The sequence below is a fragment of the Deinococcus sp. genome (assembly GCF_018260555.1).
Classification (GTDB): Bacteria; Deinococcota; Deinococci; order Deinococcales; family Deinococcaceae; genus Deinococcus.
In genome coordinates, this window is the sequence record NZ_JAGLBB010000061.1 from 1 (window position 1) to 18,070 (window position 18,070).

Here is an 18,070-nt window from a genome sequence, read left to right on the forward strand (position 1 = left end):
GACTGGTCAGCGTGTTCACGGGGGATATTCTCATGCCCAATTTCTCTGTCTGATCGTCCCCTGCTGAGCAGTTACGTGCGCCCAATCAATCGGAATCCGTATCAGTCCCTGACCACAGGAACCCGGCGCAGGGCCGGGCGACCCAGCAGGGTGCGTGCTGGCCGCATAAACCCGGCGCGCGGGGCGGCGTCCGGCCGGGGCCTTACGGTACACTTCAACGCATGCTGGTCTACCACCTTCCCGGAACGTTCGAAACGCGCGAGGCTCACCTCGACCTGCTGTGGGAGGCGGGCGCGACCGGCCTGGAGGAGCGCGCCGGTATGATCCGCGCGTACTTTGGCGAGCAGGCCGATCTGAGCGCCGACATTCGTGACGGCGAGTGGCGGGACGAGGCCGATCAGGACTGGCAGGCGGAATTCAAGGCGACCCTGCGGCCCGTGCCTGCCGGGCGCGTGACCATCGTGCCGCCGTGGCTGCGCGCCGAGGTGCCAGCCGCCCAGGTGCCGCTGATCATCGAGCCGGGCATGGCCTTCGGGACCGGGCACCACGCGACCACCCGCATGGCCGTCGAGGCGCTCTGCGCGCTGGACCTGGGTGGGCAGACCCTGCTGGACGTGGGGACCGGCAGCGGCGTGCTGGCCATCGCGGCGGCGCTGCTGGGCGCCCGCTACGCGCTGGGCGTGGATATCGACCCGGTCACCCTTCCGATTGCCACGGAGAACGCCCAGCAGAACGGCGTTCCGGCGGGCCGCGCGGCGTTCATGGTGGGCACGCTGGGCGACGACCTGCCGGGCGACGTGGTCACGGACGGCGTGTTCGACGTGCTGGTCGCCAACCTGTACGCGGAACTGCATGACCTGCTGGTGGGCGCGTACGTGGGGCACCTGCGCCCGGGCGCGCCGCTGATCCTGACCGGCATCCTGGTCAGCAAACTGCCGCTGGTGCACGGCGCCCTGGAGCGCGAGGGCTTCACGGATGTGAAGGTGCGCACGGACGGCGACTGGGCACTCGTGACCGCCCGGAACGCGTGAGCCCCGACCAGCCCCGCGCTGACCTGCCCCGGCACCGGGTACGGGTGCCTGCCCTCTCGGCCGTCATGACGCTGGGTCCGGGCGAGGCGAGGCACCTGCACGTCCTGCGCCTGCGATCCGGGGACGCCCTGCGCGTGTTCGACGGTCAGGGCGCCGAGGCGCTGGCCACCCTGACCGAACTGGAGGAAGTGCGCGCCACCCTGCGCCTGGGCGAGGCCATCGAAACCCACCTGGAAACGCCGTATCCGGTCACGCTGGCCGTGGCGCTGCTGAAGGGCGACAAGCTGAGCGACGTGGTGCGCGCCGCCACTGAACTGGGCGTGAGCGCCGTGCAGTTGACCGTCACGGCCCGCGCGGACGCCCGCGAGATCGGCGCCCAGAAACTCGAACGCCTGAACCGCGTGGCGCAGGAGGCGGCCAAACAGTCGCGCCGCAACGTGATCCCGCCCGTGCTGGCGCCCGTTGCGCTGGCAGACGTGCCGCTGACCGGACAGGTGTTCGTCGCGCAGCCCGGTTCGAACACCCGCCTGACCGACGTGCTCGACTGGTCGGCCCCCGTGACCCTGATCACCGGCCCGGAAGGCGGCCTGTCCGGCGCCGAGGTCGCGCGGCTGGTGGCGGGCGGCGCGCACGCGGTGACGCTGGGACCGCGCATCCTGCGGGCCGAGACGGCCCCGATCGCGCTGCTGGGCGCCATCGCCGCGCAGGGTCTCTAAGTACCTTGAAGCTCACATTGCGAGATTCCGGGAAAGCACCGGAACCTCTCCATTCCCGCTCCAACGTACTTTCTTCTGCTCCGCGCTTCGCGCGGTTTATGGACAAGATAACCACAGTGTACTTAAGTACCTTGAAGCTAACATTGCGAGATTCCGGGACAGCACCGGAACCTCTCCATTCCCGCTCCAACGTACTTTCTTCTGTTACGCGCTCCGCGCGGTTTATCTACGAGATAAACGCAGTGTACTTAGCAACCGGACCTCACCGGCTACAGCTACAGGGTGGGCGCGGCCTGCGCGTGCGGCACGAGTTGCCGCCAGGACTGCACGTTCCCGATCTGCACGGTCACGAAGCGTTCCAGCGCCCGCCACAGCGCGGGCCGCTGCGTGGAGGGTAGCGGCGCGTCCATGCTGGCACGCACGGTGCGGCGGGCAGCGCCCCGCAGGAACTCCAGCGAGTCGGGTGGGTAGGCGGGCAGGGCGGCGCACGCCCGGCACAGCAGTTGCCCGCCCAGGGGGTCCGGGTGCTGCGGATCGGGCGCGCGGCAGCGGGCGCAGAAGCCGGTCTGCGGAATGAATCCGGCCAGGGCCAGCAGTTTGTAACTCATGACCAGCGCCACCCATTCCGGGTCCGGCTGGTGCGCCACGCCGCGCAGGGCGCCCGCGAACAGATCGAAGGCCTGCTCGCTGAACTCCCCTTCCTGGAACAGCGCGTCGGCGAATTCGGCCATCAGGTGCGCGAAGGCGTAGCGTTCCGGCTGCGCCAGGGTGGGCAGCGCGCCCTCCAGCACGGCCTGCTGCACGCTGGCAAGGTCGTTGTGCGGTCCCTGGTACACCTGCACGTTCACGTGGTGGAACAGGTTCAGGCGGCTGGCGAGCGGGCCGCGCACCCCGCCGCGCGCCACGGCCTTCAGTTTGCCCTGCGGGGTCAGCAGCGACAGCAGGATGTCCCCGGCGGGCGTCACGCGGCGGCGGATGACGATGCCGCTGCGGTTGGCGGTGCGGGACCTCAAGGGCGCTGCCAGCGGGGGAGGGTGGTGCGGGGCAGAAGGCAGCTCACAGCTTCCAGTTTACCCCGCCTGTGCGGGCGCCCCTGTGCCCGTTTCCACTTTGCTGGGCGGCCTTGCGCCCTACACTGGGGACGATGAACGACCCGCACCAGAAGGGAGCCCCCGCGCGGGCGCACGATGTGAGGGACCTGCTGCGCGAACTGTTCCCGGACACGCACCGCGAACTGTTCGGCGAGCAGGACGCCTTGCGGCCCGCCCCGACCACGCTGGGCCTGTACCCGGTCGCGGACGGCCGACTGGCGCTGGTTCACGGCGAGCAACTGGCCGAGTTCACGCCGCTGGACCCGAAAACGCGTGGGGCGCTGCACTGCGACCTGTGCCACTCCACCCGCAGCCGCAGCGAGGCCGCGCTGTACCGCGTGCAGGTCGCCGCGCGCCGCACGCGCTACATTACGCTGTGCACCGCCACAGAGGGCTGCCAGAAACGCGCGGGCACGCGCGGGCTGGAATCCCTGGCGGGCCGCATCTTCCCCATCGAGCCGATCGGTCCCGGCGATCAATGATACGAACTCCGATTGAATGGCTTGCAAAGCCATTCAATCCGAGCGGAGCGAGTGGGAGCAAAACGGGTTCCGGGCGTGGAGTTGGCAACCCGGTGCCGTTCCGGGTTGTCAACGAAACAGACGGAACCCGTATGAAGGTGACGGCCTGATGCCCGTGATTCCCTGACCTCACTGCGCTGAAATGCGGATGCCCCGGGCGCAGGGCGTGTGATCTGCTGCACCCCATGAGCGAGAACACCCCGCTGCCCTCCGCGCAGGAAACCCCCGCCGACCTGTCGTTCCTTGACGTGTCGTTTCGTGACCTGGGAACCGACGGGTACGCGGCGCTGCTGACCCTGGCGCACCCGGAGAACCCCACGGACGCTGTGACCCTGGAGCGGCAAGCAGCGGGGCGCCTGCCGGACGAGCATCACTCGCAGCGCGGGGCGTTCCAGGGTGGCGTACTGATCGGAGCGGTGCAGACGGGCGTGCCGGGCATGGACAACCATGACGGGTGGCTGGACCTGACGGTCACGCTGCACCCGGGGTACCGCCGCTCCGCGCTGGCCGACTCACTGGTCGAATACGGCCTGGAGGTGCTGCGCGCGGCGGGCGCGCGGGTGGGCGTCACGCGCCTGCGGGAGGGCTGGTGGGAGACCGGGCACCTGCTACGGCGCGGCTGGGCGGAACACGACCGCATGTGGAGTAGCGTCCTGGACCTGCGAAGCGTGGACTTCGCGGCGTTCGCGGACGAGGAGGCCCGCGCCCTGGCGAGCGGCGTGCGCGTCGTGTCGCTCGCCGACCTGACCGCGCCCGCCTCGGACCCCTGGGACACGCAGCCGCGCGAACATTACGAGCTGATCCGAGCCCTGCTGACCGACGTGCCCAGCGCGGCACCCGTGCAGGTGTGGCCGTTCGAGGTCTGGCGGATGCGGATGCCGCAGCGTGAACTGGACCCGCGCGGCGTGATGATCGCCGTTGCCCCGGACGGCACGTGGGTGGGCACCAGTCAACTGGCGCAGACGCTGCCCGCCCAGCCGGGCCACCTGCATAACGGCCTGACCGGCGTGCGCCGCGAGTGGCGCGGTCGTGGCCTGGGCCTCGCCCTGAAACTCGCGGCGGCCCGCGCGGCCCTGGCACGCGGGTTCACGCACTCGCACACCGGCAATCACACGGGAAACACGCCGATGCTGGCCATCAACGACCGCCTGGGCTTCACGCGCGAGGCTGCGACGGTCACCCTGAAACGGGAGGTGTAATCCGGATTCCGATTGATTCAGAACTGCACCGAATCAATCCGGGCGAAGCGAGTAGGAACAGCGCGGATTCCGGGCGTGAAAGCGGCGGCGCGGCGTACTGGCGGGGTATTGAAGAAGCAGTCGGCAGTCCGATTCAGCTGCTCCCAACGACCGGCGCATTACCTCTTGTTCTGAAGCAGCGTGGCGTCGCCCAGCGAGTAGAAGCGGTACTCGCCGCGCAGGGCGGCGTCGTACGCGGCCTGAATGCGGTCCTCTCCGGCGAAGGCGGCCACGAGCAGCAGCAGGGTGCTGCCGGGCAGGTGCAGGTTGGTGATCAGCAGGTCCGGAACGTTCACCGGGGTGCCGGGTGTAATGAAGATGCGGGTGTCGCCCTCGCCCGCGCGGACCTGCGTGCCGTCCCAGGCGCTTTCCAGGGTGCGGACGGTGGTGGTCCCGACCGCGATCACGCGCCGTCCGGCGGCGCGGGCGCGGTTGATGGCCTGCGCCGCCCCCGGCGTCACCGAGTAGCGTTCGGCGTGCATGGTGTGCTCCGCGACGGGGCCGGTGACGGGTTTGAAGGTCCCGGCCCCCACGTGCAGGGTGACGGTGGTGCGCTGCACCCCGGCGGCGTCCAGCGCCGCGAGCAGCTCCGGCGTGAAGTGCAGACCGGCGGTAGGGGCGGCCACGCTGCCGGGCGCGCGGGCGTACACGGTCTGGTAGCGTTCCCGCCACGTATCGTCGCTGCTACCGGGGTCGATGTAGGGCGGGAGCGGCAGTCGGCCGATGTGGTCCAGGTGCGGCCCTATGTCGTGATCGAAGGCCAGGATGCGGGCGCCGTCCTCCAGTTGTGCGACCACGCGGGCACGCTGGCGGTGCTCGCCGTCGCCGAGCCACAGTTCGTTTCCGGCGCGCCGGGCGGGTTTCAGGTACGCGCTCCACAGGTGCGGGCCGTGTCCAGCGAGGTCCGGGCGGTCCTCCTCGCGCAGCAGCAGGACTTCCACCTGTCCGCCTCCGTGACCGGCGGCGTCCACGGGTTTGCGGGCCATCACGCGCGCCGGGATGACGCGGCTCTCGTTGAACACCAGCAGGTCGCCGGGGCGCAGCAGGCCCGGCAGGTCCCGGAAGATGTGGTGCGTGACGGCCTCGCCCACGACCATCAGGCGGGCGGCGTCGCGGGGTTCCGCGCCGGTCTGCGCGACGCGGCCGGGCGGCAGCTCGAAGTTCAGGCGGGCCAGGGTTGCGTCGGCGCGCGCGGCCTGCTCGGCGCTCAGGGTGGTGACGGGCGACATGCTCGGGGGCGGCGCTTCGGGCGACATGACGCCTTACTCCTCGGGCTTGCTGGCCTTCGGCTGGCGCGCGGGCATCAGGGCGTCCTCGATGTCGGGTAGGTGCGTGAAGCGGTCGGCGGCGTCGATGAGCTTCTGCGCGGTGTGTTCGCGGAACGCGATGACCTCCACGCGCTTGCCGCGCTCCTGAAGCACCTCGACGATATCGGTGTAGTCGCCGTCGCCGCTGCCCAGTACGATGATGTCCATGGAGTCCATCATGCGGACCATGTCGGCCACGATGCCCATGTCCCAGTTGCCCTCGTAGATGGCCTTGCCGACGTCCGTGACGTGGTGCAGCGTGAGGTTCATGCGCCGCACCTTGAAACCCAGCGTGGAGAGTTTGTAGATGAACGGGCGGGCGGTCGCCTCGTTCTCGCGTTCCACGGTGTAACTGATGGCGTGCACGAGTTCGCGCCCCGCGGTGGCGACGTTCAGGATCGTCTCGAAGTTCACGGTGCGTTCCATGAGGTCGCGGGCCGAGTGGTAGAGGTTCTGGGTGTCGATAAACACTCCGACGCGAGGACGGTGGACGATGTACTGCATTGGGGCTCTCCTGTTGGGCACAACTGCAAATGGGTGAGGATGCAAAAACGAATAATACGGACTGCCGTTTGTTTCGTTGACAACCCGCAACTGCACCGGGTTGTCACCTCCACGTCCGGAACCCGCTTTTCTCCTACTCGCTCCGCTCGGATTGAATGGTCTTAGTAGCCCATTCAATTGGAGTCCGTATAAGCTGGAACGTAACGGTCCGGGGCGCCCGAAGTGTAACACCTGACCCGGCGCGGCGTGCCCTGAGCGAGGCGGGGCTGAACGCACAAGCGGGGCATCATGGACCGCGCGGGCCGTTACCCTGTGGGCATGACGAGCGACACAGGAAGCACAGGAGCGGGAACGGGGCTGGAACGGGCGCGCGCGGCGTACGAGGCAGTCCGGGCGCAGGGACTGAAACTGAACATGCAGCGCGGGCAGCCCGCCGACGCGGACTTCGACCTGAGTAACGGTCTGCTAGGCGCGCTGGGCGAGAATGAGACGCACATGGACGGCCTGGACCTGCGCAACTACCCGGGCGGCGTGGCGGGGTTGCCGTCCGCGCGGGCGCTGTTCGGCGCGTACCTGGACCTGAAGCCCGAGAACGTGATCGTGTGGAACAACGCCAGCCTGGAATTGCAGGGCTACGTGCTGACATTCGCGCTGCTGCACGGCCTGCGCGGTGGGAAGCCCTGGGTGGGTCAGAACCCGAAGATGATCGTCACGACGCCCGGCTACGACCGGCACTTCCTGCTGCTCGAGACGCTGGGCTTCGAGCTGCTGACCGTGGACATGCAGGCCGACGGGCCGGACGTGGACGCTATCGAGCGGCTCGCGGCGGCCGATCCGTCCGTGAAGGGCGTGCTGTTCGTCCCGACGTACTCGAACCCCGGTGGCGAGACCATAGGCGCCGAGAAGGCCCGCCGCCTGACCTCGCTGAAGGCGGCCGCGCCGGACTTCACGGTCTTCGCGGACGACGCGTACCGCGTGCATCACCTGTCGCCGGACCCGGCCGCGCAGGACACGCCAGTGAATCTCGTGGCGCTCTCGCGTGACGGGGGCTTCCCGGACCGGACCTTCGTGTTCGCCAGCACCAGCAAGGTCACGTTCGCCGGGGCGGGCCTGGGCTTCCTGGGCAGCAGCGAGGACAACGTGAAGTGGCTCTCGAAGTACCTGAACGCGCAGAGTATCGGCCCGAACAAGGTCGAGCAGGCGCGTCACGTGAAGTTCCTCCAGGCCTACCCGGGCGGCCTTGAGGGCCTGATGGCGGCGCACGCGGCGCTGATCGAACCGAAGTTCCGCGCGGTGAACGAGGTTCTGAGCGAGGAACTCGGCACGGACGGCTCGTTCGCCACCTGGAACAATCCGCGCGGCGGGTACTTCATCAGCCTGGATACCACCGAGCCGGTCGCGGACCGCGTGGTGGCCCTGGCGGACGCGGCGGGCGTGAGCCTCACCCCGGCCGGAGCGACGTACCCGGGCGGGCGGGACCCGCACAACCGCAACATCCGCCTCGCCCCGACCCGCCCACCCGCCCACGAGGTCTACGTGGCGATGCGCGCCGTGGCCACCTGCGTCCGGCTGGCGACCGAGGAGTACCGCGCGCGCGGCTGACGCCAGCGCCTGCCCTGAACGCGCCCGAATCACCCCCTCCCGGCTGGCCCGGGGGGGGAATGGTTCGCTTGACTTCATGCAGGAGCGCCCCCAGCATGTGCTTCATGCCGAATCGTTACGCTGGCTCACCCGAGGACCGAGCGGCGTTGGACGCGTATATAAAGCTCTGGCGCGCGTCTCATGCCGTGGAAGCCGCTTCAAACCGGCATCTGGCGGCACACAACCTGACCATCAGCCAGTTCGGGGTGATCGAGGCGCTGTACCATCTGGGGCCGCTGAGTCAGCGGGTCCTGGCCGAGAAGATCCTGCGGTCCAGCGGGAACCTGACCATGGTGATCGATAACCTGGAACGCGACGGCCTGGTGCGCCGCGACCGGGACGAGGTAGACCGCCGGATCATGCGGGTCTCCCTGACCCCCGACGGCGAGGCGCTTGTCGGGCGGGTGCTGCCCACACACGTCTCGGGCATCCGCGAGGCCTTCTCGGTCCTGACCGCCGAGGAGCTTGCCGAGTTGACGCGGCTCTCCAAGAAGCTGGGGCTGGGCATGCGCCAGAGGGAAGAGGCGGCGCCGGTCACGACGGGCCGCCGCCGCAGCGCACGCAGCGGCGCCTGATACGGATTGCGATTGATTCGCTGCACTTATGAATCAATCCGAGCGGACGCGAGTGGGAACAATGTACGGGTTGGGCGGTATGGAGCCGCAGGCGGCGCTTTTTCGACTGTGGCGCAATGGAGCGGCAGTCCGGATGATCCGGATTCGGGACGTGGAGGTGATTCCTCCGGATGGCCTCGGTCCGGAACAGCACCGGGCGACCTCCTTGCCTGCTGGAGCCTGCTTTTACCCGGCCCTGTCCGCCTGGGTGGGCCTGTTTAGCCATCCTTTTCGGATATCCACATCTTGTGATTTGTGTTACTTTTAACAATTCAATGTTAAGTAGTCTTTCCCCATGACTGCCTTCTCCCCCGCTCCCGGCACGAGCCCCGTCCAGGGCCTGCACCACCTGACCGTCATGGCCAGCGATCCCCAGCGCAACGTGGACTTCTACACGCAGGTGCTGGGGCAGCGCCTGGTGAAAGTCACGGTGAACTTCGACGATCCCGGCACGTACCACTTCTACTACGGTGACTACACCGGGCAGCCCGGCACGATCATGACCCACTTCCCCTGGCCCGGCGCGCAGCGCGGCGTGCGTGGCAACGGCGAGGTCGTCGCCCTGGCCTACTCGGTCCCGGCCGCCAGCCACGATTACTGGCAGGCGCGCCTCGCGCAGCACGGCCTGAACGCCACGGCCAGCACCCGGTTCGGGCAGTCGGTTCTGACCTTCGAGGACCCGGACGGCACCTGGATCGAACTGGCCTTCGATGACGGCCTGCCCGTGCAGCCCTGGCCCGCCTCGCCCGTCCCGGCCGACCATGAACTGCGCGGCTTCCACTCCGTGACCGCCTGGGTCCGCGACACGGACGCCGTGCGCCAGCTGCTGGTCGGTCAACTCGGCTTCACGGAAGTCGGTACCGAAGCCGACCCGCAAGGCCCCCGCACCCGCTTCCGGGGCAGCGGCGACGGCGTGGGCCTGTTCGTGGACGTCGTGGAACGTCCGGGCCAGCCGCGCGGCACCTTCGGCGCGGGCAGCGTGCACCACGTGGCCCTGCGGACCCGTGACGACGCCGAGCAGGAAGCGTACCTGTCGTCCCTGAAGGCCGCCGGGTACCGCCCGACCACCGTGCAAGACCGCCAGTACTTCCACTCCATCTACTTCCGCGAGCCGAACGGCGTGCTGTTCGAAATCGCCACCGACGCCCCCGGCTTCCCCAACGATGAAGCTGTCGAGGAACTCGGCCGGCACCTGAAACTCCCGGCGTGGTTCGAGCCGCAGCGCGCGCAGATCGAGGCGCACGTGCCCCGCTTCGTGAACCGCGAGTACGGCGTCACCATCGGCAGCCGCGACGTGAGCGGCGTGTCGGGCCCCGCGCAGACCGGGCCTGAAGCGGGCGGACAGGGCGTGCAGGTCCTGACGGCCGGACGCCCCCTGACGGACGCGCAGGTCGCGGTGGTCCTGCTCCACGGACGCGGAGGCACGGCCGCCGACATCCTCACGCTGGAAGGTCAGTTGAACCTGAGCGCCTTCACGTACCTCGCGCCGCAGGCCGACGGAAACACCTGGTACCCGCAGTCGTTCATGGCCCCGATCGAACAGAACCAGCCTCACCTGGACCGCGCCCTGGCCACCGTGAACGCCGTGATGAACGAACTGGCCGCGCAGGGCATCCCGGCCAACCGCGTGGTGCTGGGCGGCTTCAGCCAGGGCGCGTGCCTGGCGCTGGAATACGCCAGCCGCACGCCGGGGCTGGGCGGCGTGATCGCCTTCAGCGGCGGCCTCATCACCCTTGATCAGAGCGGTGACCTGAGCGGCACGCCCGTGTTCATGGCCGTGGACCCCCGCGACGGCCACATTCCCCTTGCCCGCTTCGAGGAAACGGCCGCGAACCTCCGCGCACGCGGCGCCGATGTGGACGCCCGTGTGATCCCGGGCCTGGGCCACACCATCAGCACCGACGAAGTGAACGCCGCCCGCGACCTCATGAACCGAGTCGCCAGCACGCTCGGCTGACCGCGACCGGGGGTCGGTGGAAGGAACGTCACGGTTTCTTCTACCGGCCCTCGCCTCTTGAGCATCAAGCTTTCGCAGTGTGGAGAACAGCGAGGGGACAGGGGTGGCCAGAGGTCACGCGGTCCCCTTCCCCCTCTTTGGCTCTCTCGTCAAGGCGCATGGCACGCTCCTCCGGGGTAGCCCACACCGGGCGCGAGAGGGGCAGGTCATCCGGGGCCGGGACGCCGGGTGTCCGGGGTAGCCTCTCCGGGTATTCGCCGTCGCGGTTAACAGTGTCGGCGTTCAGGCGGGTATGGTCCAGAGGCGGCCCGGGCGTGGTCCGGCTGCGTCCGGGGGGTTCAGCATCGGTGCAACGGGGGCCGACTCCGTTTGGCGTATGGCCCGTTCCCGCCGCGGTCCACATCCAGTACAGAATGAGCCGGTTGAAACGCGGGGCGGGTGGCGCAGGTCAGCGGAATTTGACGGTAGCCAGTACCTTACTGAACGTGTCACTGGCGGCCCCGAACCGCTTTGGCGTGTCGGTCAACTGGAACGAGTACAGGTTCTTGGCCCCCACGCCGTACCAGACGCGCATGCTCAGTGTTCCTTTGGGGTGTGTGAGGGTGTAGTTGCGTTCCAGGCCGCCCAGACCGCCGTACCCGACCGTGCGGCTGGCCGTCTGCCGGATGGACGCTCCGGTGGATTTCACGCCCTGCTCGAATTTGGCGAACTCGCTGGCGGGCGTGGGGGCCGCGCCGCCCTTGGGGGTGTAGAGCAGGCGCATCAGCGTGGCAGGCGGCGCCTTGGCCGAGACGATACTGATTCCAGCGGCACCGTCGTTGAAGTTCACACCAAGCCAGGAGGCGGGCAGACTGACCGTGAACGGCAATTTCGGTTCGTTGACGGCCACCAGTTTCTGCGCCCCGGCCTGCGCACCGGTCAGGGTCAGGGTAAAAAGCGTGCCAGCCAGGGCCGGGCGCAGCGCGGTCAAGGAAGCGGCCTGCAGCAGACGGGGGACGTTCATGAGAGGCACCGTAGCAGCGGAGTATGAGGGTCCCGCGCGGCCCGCGTGAATCGCTGCCTGGCGTACCGGTCGCACGGACCGCCGGAGGAAAGGCTCAACACACTGTTCAATCCGAATGGGCGCGAGTGAAAGCAGCGCGGCGTACCGGGCGTAGAGGGCGTAGAGCTAGAGGGCCTAGGGGAAGTCAGCCGGGGCATGGGCGGGTTGCACGCTGCCGTCCAGTCAGCGGGGAATCAGGCCGGGGCGGGGCCACAGGCGCAGATTGGCGGGCCCGGCGGCGTCACGCAGGTCAACCGGTCCGTAGGCGCGGCTGTCGAGGCTGCTGCCCAGTCGGCGGTTATCGCCCATGACCCAGACCTTGCCGGGCGGGACGGTCAGTTCCGGCTGGTCGGCCACGAAACCCTCGCTGGCGTACGATTCGGCGGCGGCGTGGCCGTTCAGGAACAGTTGCCCGTCCCGGAAAGCCACGCGGTCCCCGGCGAGGGCCAGCACCCGCTTGACGTTGTACGGCCGGTAACGCAGGCCACGCAGCGTTTCGAAAGCGTAGGGACTGCTGGCCGGGGCCTTGAAGATCAGCAGGTCGCCCCGGCGCGGGTACGGGGTGGGCAGGCCCCAGGCGCGCAGCCAGCGCGGGTACTTGAGCAGCAGCAGCACGTCACCGGAGTCCAGGGTTTCGTTCATGGAGTCGCCGTCCACGCGGGCCAGGGTGGCGCCGAAGGTACTCAGCAGGTACACGGGCAGCAGGCCACCCAGAATCCAGCGCCGCCACGCACCAGCGCCGGACGGCGGAGCCACTGGGATGGTCGGGGCGGGGTCGTGTGCGCTCACAGCGAACCGAGGGTAGCACCGCACGGTCTCGGGCGCGTGCCGGGCGCTTGGCGAGCGCGCGTGAAGCAGGTGAAGGCGGACCGATACGGATTCCAGGCGACCCGTCTTCATGGTCACTTCAGGGAGGGTGGCGGGCCGGGGCACTGACCCGTTACGCTGTCGCCCATGGCTGACGGTATGACGGACGGATTGAAAGTCGAGAAGTACTTCGAGGGCGGCGGCGCGCCAGCCCAGGCGGGCAAGATGGTGCGCGTGCACTACACCGGGACGCTGGAGAACGGGCAGAAGTTCGACTCCAGCCGTGACCGTGGTGAGCCCATCGAGTTCCCGCTGGGCGTGGGGTACGTCATTCAGGGCTGGGATCAGGGCGTCGCGCAGCTGAACGTGGGCGACAAGGCCAAACTGACCATTCCGGCCAGCCTGGGCTACGGCGCGGCGGGCGTTCCCGGCGTGATTCCCGGCGGCGCGACCCTGATCTTCGACGTCGAACTCGTTGACGTCCGCTGAGGCACTCCCCTGTCTGAGGTTCGGCGACGGCCTGGGCGTGTCCACCGACGTGAGCAGCAGCACGAGGAAAGTCGGCTGCTCTGATTTGCTGCAAGGCGTGACCGGCGGTACACCGAGGCCTCTGCACCGCCTGCCGCCGAGCGCCGGGGCGGTGGACGTGATACGCCACGGTCACGCCGGCACCAACCATAATGAAGTCGGGATCGAGCGCGTGATGGTCACGCACTCCCGCGAGGTTGTGGACGCGGGTGGCAGCACACACGGCCGGAAACGCAGCGGCCCCCCGCGCCTCCCGCCCAGGCGCCGACCCACGATCAGGGCGGCACGGTGGCCCCGCACTCTTACCGGGAGACCCTGACATGACCATCCGCACCGAGGCCCCCGCAGCCCTGCACGCGCAGGACTTCACGAAACCCGACGGGCGCGGCATGACGCTCTACGGCCTCGCGCCGGTCGCCGTGACCAGTGAGATTCCCAGCCCCAGCCCGGAGCCCGTGGACGCCCGCCCGCTCATGCGCTGGCATCCGCTGCGCGGCGAGTGGGTCATGTACGCCGCGCACCGCATGGGGCGCACGTTCCTGCCGCCGCCCGAGTACAACCCGCTGGCTCCCACCAGCGACGCTGCGCACCCCACGGAACTGCCGCAGGGCCGGTACGACATTGCGGTGTTCGACAACCGCTTTCCCAGCCTGACCCTGAATGCGCCCACGCCGCCGCCGGGCCCGGCCGGGACGCGTGCTGGCGTGGGCAAGTGCGAGGTCGTGGTGTTCAGTCAGAGCGCCCAGGGCCGCCTGAGTGACCTGAGCGACGCGCAGGTGGACCTGCTGCTGGGCGTGTGGGCCGACCGCACCACCCGGCTGGCGGCCACCGGGCAGATTCACAGCGTCCTGGCCTTCGAGAACCGGGGCGTGGAGGTCGGCGTGACGCTGCACCACCCGCACGGGCAGATCTACGCCTACGATCACGTACCGCCCGTGCAGGCCCGCATGACCGCGCAGATGGAGGCGTACCACGCCCGGAGCGGCCGCCCGTGGCTGGCGGACTTCGTGGCGGAAGAGCGCGGGAGCGGCGAACGGATCATCCACGACGACGGCGAGTCCCTGAGCGTCGTGCCGCCGTTTGCGCGCTACTCCTTCGAGACGTGGGTGCTGCCGACCCGCCCGGTCAGTCTGCTGTCCGAACTGGGGGCCGGGGAGCGGGCCAGCCTCGCCCGCAGCCTCAAGGGCGCCCTGCTGCGCCTGGACGGACTGTTCGGCGTGCGGATGCCGTACCTGCTGACGGTGCATCAGGCGCCGCTGGACGGGCCGCACCCGGCGTTCCCGCTGCACATCGAGATCTACCCGTACCTGCGCGCGCCGGGCCGCATGAAGTACCTCGCCGGGACCGAACAGGGAGCCGGGGAGTTTGCGAACGACAAATTCCCGGAGGCGGCCGCTGCCGAACTGCGCGCCGTCCCCCCCACCGCCGGAGAGAACCTGTGACGCCCCCCAGCAGCCCTGCCATTCCAACCTTCGAGCAGCACTTCGGGCGCGCGCCGCAGGTCACGGCGTCCGCGCCGGGCCGCGTGAACCTGCTGGGCGAACACACCGACTACCAGGGGGGGTTCGTGCTGCCCACCGCCATCCCGCAGGTGACGACCGTGGGCTTGGGGGCCAACGGCACGCGTGAGCACCGCGTGTTTGCCGCCGACCTGAACGAGCAGAGTGTGTTTGCCGTGGGCGAGAACGCGCAGGGCGGCTTCGCGCGTTACGTGGCGGGTGCGCTGGCGCTGGGCGGCGCGCCGGACGGGCTGGACGTGCACGTCACCTCGAACGTCCCGATGGGCGCGGGCCTCAGCAGCAGCGCCGCGCTGGAAGTCGCGGTCCTGCGTGGCCTGCGCGACCTGGGCATCCTGGACGCCACCGACGAGCGCCTCGCCCTGATCGCGCAGCGCGTCGAACACGAGTTCGTGGGCGTGCAGTGCGGCATCATGGACCAGATGGCCAGTTCCGTGGCGAACAGCGCGACCATGCTGCTGCTCGACACCCGCAGCCTGGAACGCTGGCTGCTGCCCCTGCCCGCCGGGGCCGAGGTGCTCGTCATGGACAGCGGCGTGCCCCGCCACCTGGCGCAGAGCGGCTATAACGAGCGCCGCGCGCAGGTCGAGGAGGCCGCCCGGCTGCTGGGCGTGACCGAACTGCGTGACGTGCGGGACCCCCAGAGCCTGGAAGCGCTGCCCCAGCCGCTGCGGGCGCGGGCGCGGCACGTGGTCAGCGAGAACGGCCGCGTGCAGGCCGCGCTGGCCGACGGAGGCGTGGACGCCGCGCGCTTCGGCGTGCTGATGAACGCCAGTCACGCCAGCCTGCGCGACGATTACGCCGTCAGCCACCCGCGCGTCGATGACCTCGTGGCGCTGTTACAGGCGCACCCGAACGTGTTCGGGGCGCGCATGACCGGCGCGGGTTTTGGCGGGGCGGTCGTGGCGCTCGTGCGCGCCGGTCAGGCCCATGCGGTCGCGCTGACCGTACTCGCGGGCTACGGCCCCGGGGGACGGCAGGTCGTTCCCTGAAACGGACCGCGAAGCGGGCAACCGGGCGCACGGACCAAATGTAGATGAAACAGGCTGAATCTGTCCGAACTCACCCGCCATAGAAGCATGAGGCCCGATCCGGCAGGGATACGGGCCTCAACCGTTGAATATCAGGGTGGCCGTTTAGGCGGGCGCGGGGGCTGGGCTGCGGCGCGCAACGAGCAGGCGAGAACCGGGTCGCGGGCCAAGAGGCAACAGACCACCCGCACACCGGGTTGGTAACGAAACGGACGGTCGTTCGTATTAAACCCCGTCGTTGGTCCGCTCGTTTTCCGGGTCTTTTTGTCGGTTAGGTTCGCCGTGCTCGACCCCAATGTCGGGGTTGCCAGGGCTATCCTGCACCACGCCGCGCTGGTCGTAGGGGGGAATATGGCGCAGGCTCTCGGCGTCACTGTGCTCGTGCTGTTCAGTGGGGGTTCCCACCACTTCGTCGCTGGTGTGTCCGGTCATGCCGCCCACTGTAGGGTCGGGGCGCGGCGGCTCAGGTGTGCCGGGCCTCAAGAAACGTTGGGGTCTACCTGCCGTGAACCGGTTCACGTAAGCCCTCACCTACCCGCGAGCGCACCGGGTTCGACGGTCGTGACCCCCCATTCACCCGGAGCCCGCCAGATGCGAATTTTGGGTGTGGAGGCGAGAGGGTCACTGCCTCTGGCGGGCAACGGTTCTGGGACCGGTGGCGTGCCAGGCGGCGCGCTATGCTGGCCGCCTATCATGCAGACGATTGAGAATCATACGGACTGCGCTCCATTCCACCACGGTCGCAAAGGCGCCGCCTGCGGCTCCATACCGCCCAGTCCGTATGCTGTTCCCACCCGCGTCCGCTCGGATTGATTCAGAACCACACCGGACCGATCGGAATCCGTATCAGACGTGACGACCGGGCCTGCGGAGTCCGGTTCTGGCGTTCCAGGGTGGACGCTATGCTGCCCGGCATGACGTCCCGGCCTGCCGACTGCCCCGCGCCCCTGCCCGTGATTTTCGACGGTGACCCTGGCCTGGACGACGCGGTGGGCTGGCTGATGGCGCTGGGCAGCCCGGAGGACGTGCGGGTGCTGGGGTTCACGGCCGTGCATGGCAACGTCCCGCTGAACCTGACGACCCGTAATACAGGCGTGGTGCTGGCCCTGGCGGGCGAGGCGGGGCGGAACGTGCCGTACTTCGCGGGCGCGGACCGCCCGCTGCTGCGCGAGGGCGTGACGGCGGCCAGCGTGCACGGCGCGACCGGGTTGCCTGCGGCAGGCCTGCCGGAACCGCTGCGGGGTCCGGAGGCGGGGCACGCCGTGGACTTCATGATCCGCACGGTGCGGGCGCGACCGGGCGAGGTGACGCTGGTGCCGACCGGCCCGCTCACGAACGTGGCCCTGGCGCTGCGGCTCGCGCCAGAGATCGCGCCGCTGATCCGGGAGATCGTGTGGATGGGCGGCAGTACCGGGCACGGGAACCGCACGCCGGCCGCCGAGTTCAACGCGCTGGTCGATCCGCACGCCGCGCAGATCGTGTTCGCTTCGGGCGTGCCGCTGCGGATGGTGGGCCTGAACGTGACCATGCAGGCGGTCGCCACGCCGGAACGCGTGGACGCCCTGCGCGCCCTGGGCAACCGCGCCGGGGCCGTGTGCGCCGAGCTGCTCACCTTCTACGCGGGCGTGTACCGCGACCGTTACGGCCTGAGCGGCGGCGCGCTGCACGACCCACTGGCGGTGGCGGCGGCCCTGCACCCGGACCTGCTGGACTGGCAGGCCATGAACGTGCAGGTCGAGACGCAGGAGGGACCCAACCTGGGCCGCACCGTCTGCGACCTGTACGGCGTGACCGGGCGGCCCGCGAACGCACAGGTGGCGGTCGGCGTGCGGGACGGGGAGTTCTTCTCCCTGCTCCTGGAACGGATCGCGCGCCTGCCGTGATCCCAGCGGCGGTCAGGGCCAGCGGGTCACGTCCTGCAAGGCCTCCTCGTCCGGGGTGAGCAGCTCGCAGCGGGGGCGCAACAACTCGAAGGTGTCGTTGGCGATGAACAGCGCGCCCGGCCGGGCGTTGCGGGCCTGCACCCGGCGGCGCGCCTGGGCATCCGGGACGGCCAGAGCGTGCAGGGTCAGCGGCGCGCCCAGCTGCGTTTCCATCGTTCGGGCCAGGGTGGTCTTGCCGCTGCCGACGAAGCCGCGCAGCGCATGGATGGGGCCTGTCGCCCGCTCCGGCATCAGGCGAGGTCGATACTGAACGGCGCGGGGCGCGGCAGCACCCGCACGTGCGGCGACAGCACCGTGGGCTGGTCCGCCGCGCCGACGGGCGTGGTCAGTGGGGCTCCCAGGTTCAGGTCGAAGCTGGGGATGGGGTCGGGTATCCCGGCGCGGCGCAGCAGCGTGAGCGTCCCGGTGTGCCCGTTCAGCCGGACGATCGCGCCGTCCAGCAGCCAGTCCGCGTTGTACGCGCCCAGGGGCAGTGTGATGGCGGGGCGGGCGCCGTGGCGGGCGTGCGCGGCGACTGGCGAGTGCAGGCCGCTGCGGGGCACGATCAGCGCGGCGGCGTCGGCCAGGGCGGGCAGGTGGTGC

General features: G+C 69.6%; 19 protein-coding genes. 11 read left to right on the forward strand and 8 right to left on the reverse strand.

The window, feature by feature from the left end; translation table 11 throughout:
• The first annotated feature begins 221 nt into the window (after positions 1–221).
• Both QZ271_RS11440 and QZ271_RS11445 read left to right on the forward strand, forming a co-directional pair.
• Complete coding sequence (locus tag QZ271_RS11440; protein WP_291431552.1) at positions 222–1,031, forward strand: 50S ribosomal protein L11 methyltransferase; 810 nt, start codon at positions 222–224, stop codon at positions 1,029–1,031.
• Positions 1,028–1,747: a 16S rRNA (uracil(1498)-N(3))-methyltransferase gene (locus QZ271_RS11445; protein WP_291431554.1), complete on the forward strand. Its 720-nt coding sequence runs from the start codon at positions 1,028–1,030 to the stop codon at positions 1,745–1,747. Before QZ271_RS11440 ends, QZ271_RS11445 begins: the two co-directional genes overlap by 4 nt.
• A gap of 275 nt (positions 1,748–2,022) precedes the next feature.
• On the opposite strand, the gene recO is transcribed toward QZ271_RS11445, so the two are convergent.
• On the reverse strand, positions 2,023–2,760 hold the full coding sequence (gene recO / locus QZ271_RS11450; protein WP_291431555.1) for a DNA repair protein RecO: 738 nt from the start codon (positions 2,758–2,760) through the stop codon (positions 2,023–2,025).
• 131 nt (positions 2,761–2,891) lie between these two features.
• On the opposite strand from recO, the gene QZ271_RS11455 reads away from it, so the two are divergent.
• Both QZ271_RS11455 and QZ271_RS11460 read left to right on the forward strand, forming a co-directional pair.
• Positions 2,892–3,320 (forward strand): hypothetical protein, encoded by a 429-nt coding sequence (locus tag QZ271_RS11455; RefSeq protein WP_291431557.1) that lies wholly within the window; start codon positions 2,892–2,894, stop codon positions 3,318–3,320.
• A 224-nt stretch (positions 3,321–3,544) separates the two neighbouring features.
• Positions 3,545–4,558 (forward strand): GNAT family N-acetyltransferase, encoded by a 1,014-nt coding sequence (locus QZ271_RS11460; RefSeq protein ID WP_291431559.1) that lies wholly within the window; start codon positions 3,545–3,547, stop codon positions 4,556–4,558.
• A gap of 158 nt (positions 4,559–4,716) precedes the next feature.
• On the opposite strand, the gene queA is transcribed toward QZ271_RS11460, so the two are convergent.
• Both queA and QZ271_RS11470 read right to left on the reverse strand, forming a co-directional pair.
• On the reverse strand, positions 4,717–5,826 hold the full coding sequence (queA, locus tag QZ271_RS11465) for a tRNA preQ1(34) S-adenosylmethionine ribosyltransferase-isomerase QueA (RefSeq protein WP_291431587.1): 1,110 nt from the start codon (positions 5,824–5,826) through the stop codon (positions 4,717–4,719).
• 33 nt (positions 5,827–5,859) lie between these two features.
• On the reverse strand, positions 5,860–6,408 hold the full coding sequence (locus QZ271_RS11470; RefSeq protein WP_291431561.1) for an NYN domain-containing protein: 549 nt from the start codon (positions 6,406–6,408) through the stop codon (positions 5,860–5,862).
• A gap of 318 nt (positions 6,409–6,726) precedes the next feature.
• On the opposite strand from QZ271_RS11470, the gene QZ271_RS11475 reads away from it, so the two are divergent.
• The 3 genes from QZ271_RS11475 to QZ271_RS11485 all read left to right on the forward strand — a co-directional run bounded on the left by QZ271_RS11475 (position 6,727) and on the right by QZ271_RS11485 (position 10,620).
• On the forward strand, positions 6,727–8,010 hold the full coding sequence (locus QZ271_RS11475; protein WP_291431563.1) for an aminopeptidase: 1,284 nt from the start codon (positions 6,727–6,729) through the stop codon (positions 8,008–8,010).
• 185 nt (positions 8,011–8,195) lie between these two features.
• Positions 8,196–8,624, forward strand: a complete 429-nt coding sequence (locus tag QZ271_RS11480) for a MarR family winged helix-turn-helix transcriptional regulator (protein WP_367114373.1) — start codon at positions 8,196–8,198, stop codon at positions 8,622–8,624.
• A 334-nt stretch (positions 8,625–8,958) separates the two neighbouring features.
• Positions 8,959–10,620 (forward strand): VOC family protein, encoded by a 1,662-nt coding sequence (locus QZ271_RS11485; RefSeq protein WP_291431567.1) that lies wholly within the window; start codon positions 8,959–8,961, stop codon positions 10,618–10,620.
• A gap of 448 nt (positions 10,621–11,068) precedes the next feature.
• Here the strand turns inward: QZ271_RS11485 and QZ271_RS11490 are convergent, their stop codons facing one another.
• Together QZ271_RS11490 and lepB are read right to left on the reverse strand one after the other, a co-directional pair.
• Entirely contained in the window at positions 11,069–11,623 is a 555-nt protein-coding gene (locus tag QZ271_RS11490; RefSeq protein ID WP_291431570.1) for a hypothetical protein, read from the reverse strand.
• Positions 11,624–11,845: 222 nt separating this feature from the next.
• Positions 11,846–12,451: a signal peptidase I gene (gene lepB, locus QZ271_RS11495; RefSeq protein WP_291431572.1), complete on the reverse strand. Its 606-nt coding sequence runs from the start codon at positions 12,449–12,451 to the stop codon at positions 11,846–11,848.
• 165 nt (positions 12,452–12,616) lie between these two features.
• On the opposite strand from lepB, the gene QZ271_RS11500 reads away from it, so the two are divergent.
• The 3 genes from QZ271_RS11500 (at position 12,617) to galK (ending at position 15,506) form a co-directional block, all read left to right on the forward strand.
• Positions 12,617–12,958 carry an FKBP-type peptidyl-prolyl cis-trans isomerase gene (locus QZ271_RS11500; RefSeq protein ID WP_291431574.1) on the forward strand — a complete coding sequence of 114 codons (342 nt, stop codon included), beginning with the start codon at positions 12,617–12,619 and terminating at the stop codon, positions 12,956–12,958.
• A gap of 359 nt (positions 12,959–13,317) precedes the next feature.
• A complete protein-coding gene (gene galT / locus QZ271_RS11505; RefSeq protein ID WP_291431576.1) occupies positions 13,318–14,439 on the forward strand; it encodes a galactose-1-phosphate uridylyltransferase in 1,122 nt (373 codons plus the stop codon).
• Positions 14,436–15,506 carry a galactokinase gene (galK, locus tag QZ271_RS11510; protein WP_291431578.1) on the forward strand — a complete coding sequence of 357 codons (1,071 nt, stop codon included), beginning with the start codon at positions 14,436–14,438 and terminating at the stop codon, positions 15,504–15,506. The genes galT and galK overlap by 4 nt, the downstream gene beginning before the upstream one ends.
• A gap of 264 nt (positions 15,507–15,770) precedes the next feature.
• Here galK and QZ271_RS11515 read toward each other — a convergent pair whose 3' ends face one another.
• Positions 15,771–15,977, reverse strand: coding sequence for a hypothetical protein (locus QZ271_RS11515; protein ID WP_291431580.1), 207 nt, complete (start codon positions 15,975–15,977; stop codon positions 15,771–15,773).
• A gap of 482 nt (positions 15,978–16,459) precedes the next feature.
• On the opposite strand from QZ271_RS11515, the gene QZ271_RS11520 reads away from it, so the two are divergent.
• Positions 16,460–17,428 (forward strand): nucleoside hydrolase, encoded by a 969-nt coding sequence (locus QZ271_RS11520; RefSeq protein WP_291431582.1) that lies wholly within the window; start codon positions 16,460–16,462, stop codon positions 17,426–17,428.
• A 12-nt stretch (positions 17,429–17,440) separates the two neighbouring features.
• On the opposite strand, the gene QZ271_RS11525 is transcribed toward QZ271_RS11520, so the two are convergent.
• A complete protein-coding gene (locus QZ271_RS11525; RefSeq protein ID WP_291431584.1) occupies positions 17,441–17,719 on the reverse strand; it encodes a hypothetical protein in 279 nt (92 codons plus the stop codon).
• The coding region (locus tag QZ271_RS11530) for a hypothetical protein (RefSeq protein ID WP_291431586.1) at positions 17,719–18,070 on the reverse strand (352 nt) is incomplete at its 5' end. The genes QZ271_RS11525 and QZ271_RS11530, both read right to left, overlap by 1 nt.

What these genes read in the sequence shown, in the direction of transcription:
- QZ271_RS11440 (WP_291431552.1), top strand. Translation starts at nt 222, where the DNA reads ATGCTGGTCTACCACCTTCCCGGAACGTTCGAAACGCGCGAGGCTCAC.
- QZ271_RS11455 (WP_291431557.1), top strand. Translation starts at nt 2,892, where the DNA reads ATGAACGACCCGCACCAGAAGGGAGCCCCCGCGCGGGCGCACGATGTG.
- QZ271_RS11460 (WP_291431559.1), top strand. Translation starts at nt 3,545, where the DNA reads ATGAGCGAGAACACCCCGCTGCCCTCCGCGCAGGAAACCCCCGCCGAC.
- queA (WP_291431587.1), bottom strand. Translation starts at nt 5,826, where the DNA reads ATGTCGCCCGTCACCACCCTGAGCGCCGAGCAGGCCGCGCGCGCCGAC.
- QZ271_RS11470 (WP_291431561.1), bottom strand. Translation starts at nt 6,408, where the DNA reads ATGCAGTACATCGTCCACCGTCCTCGCGTCGGAGTGTTTATCGACACC.
- QZ271_RS11475 (WP_291431563.1), top strand. Translation starts at nt 6,727, where the DNA reads ATGACGAGCGACACAGGAAGCACAGGAGCGGGAACGGGGCTGGAACGG.
- QZ271_RS11485 (WP_291431567.1), top strand. Translation starts at nt 8,959, where the DNA reads ATGACTGCCTTCTCCCCCGCTCCCGGCACGAGCCCCGTCCAGGGCCTG.
- QZ271_RS11490 (WP_291431570.1), bottom strand. Translation starts at nt 11,623, where the DNA reads ATGAACGTCCCCCGTCTGCTGCAGGCCGCTTCCTTGACCGCGCTGCGC.
- QZ271_RS11500 (WP_291431574.1), top strand. Translation starts at nt 12,617, where the DNA reads ATGGCTGACGGTATGACGGACGGATTGAAAGTCGAGAAGTACTTCGAG.
- galT (WP_291431576.1), top strand. Translation starts at nt 13,318, where the DNA reads ATGACCATCCGCACCGAGGCCCCCGCAGCCCTGCACGCGCAGGACTTC.
- QZ271_RS11515 (WP_291431580.1), bottom strand. Translation starts at nt 15,977, where the DNA reads ATGACCGGACACACCAGCGACGAAGTGGTGGGAACCCCCACTGAACAG.
- QZ271_RS11520 (WP_291431582.1), top strand. Translation starts at nt 16,460, where the DNA reads ATGACGTCCCGGCCTGCCGACTGCCCCGCGCCCCTGCCCGTGATTTTC.
- QZ271_RS11525 (WP_291431584.1), bottom strand. Translation starts at nt 17,719, where the DNA reads ATGCCGGAGCGGGCGACAGGCCCCATCCATGCGCTGCGCGGCTTCGTC.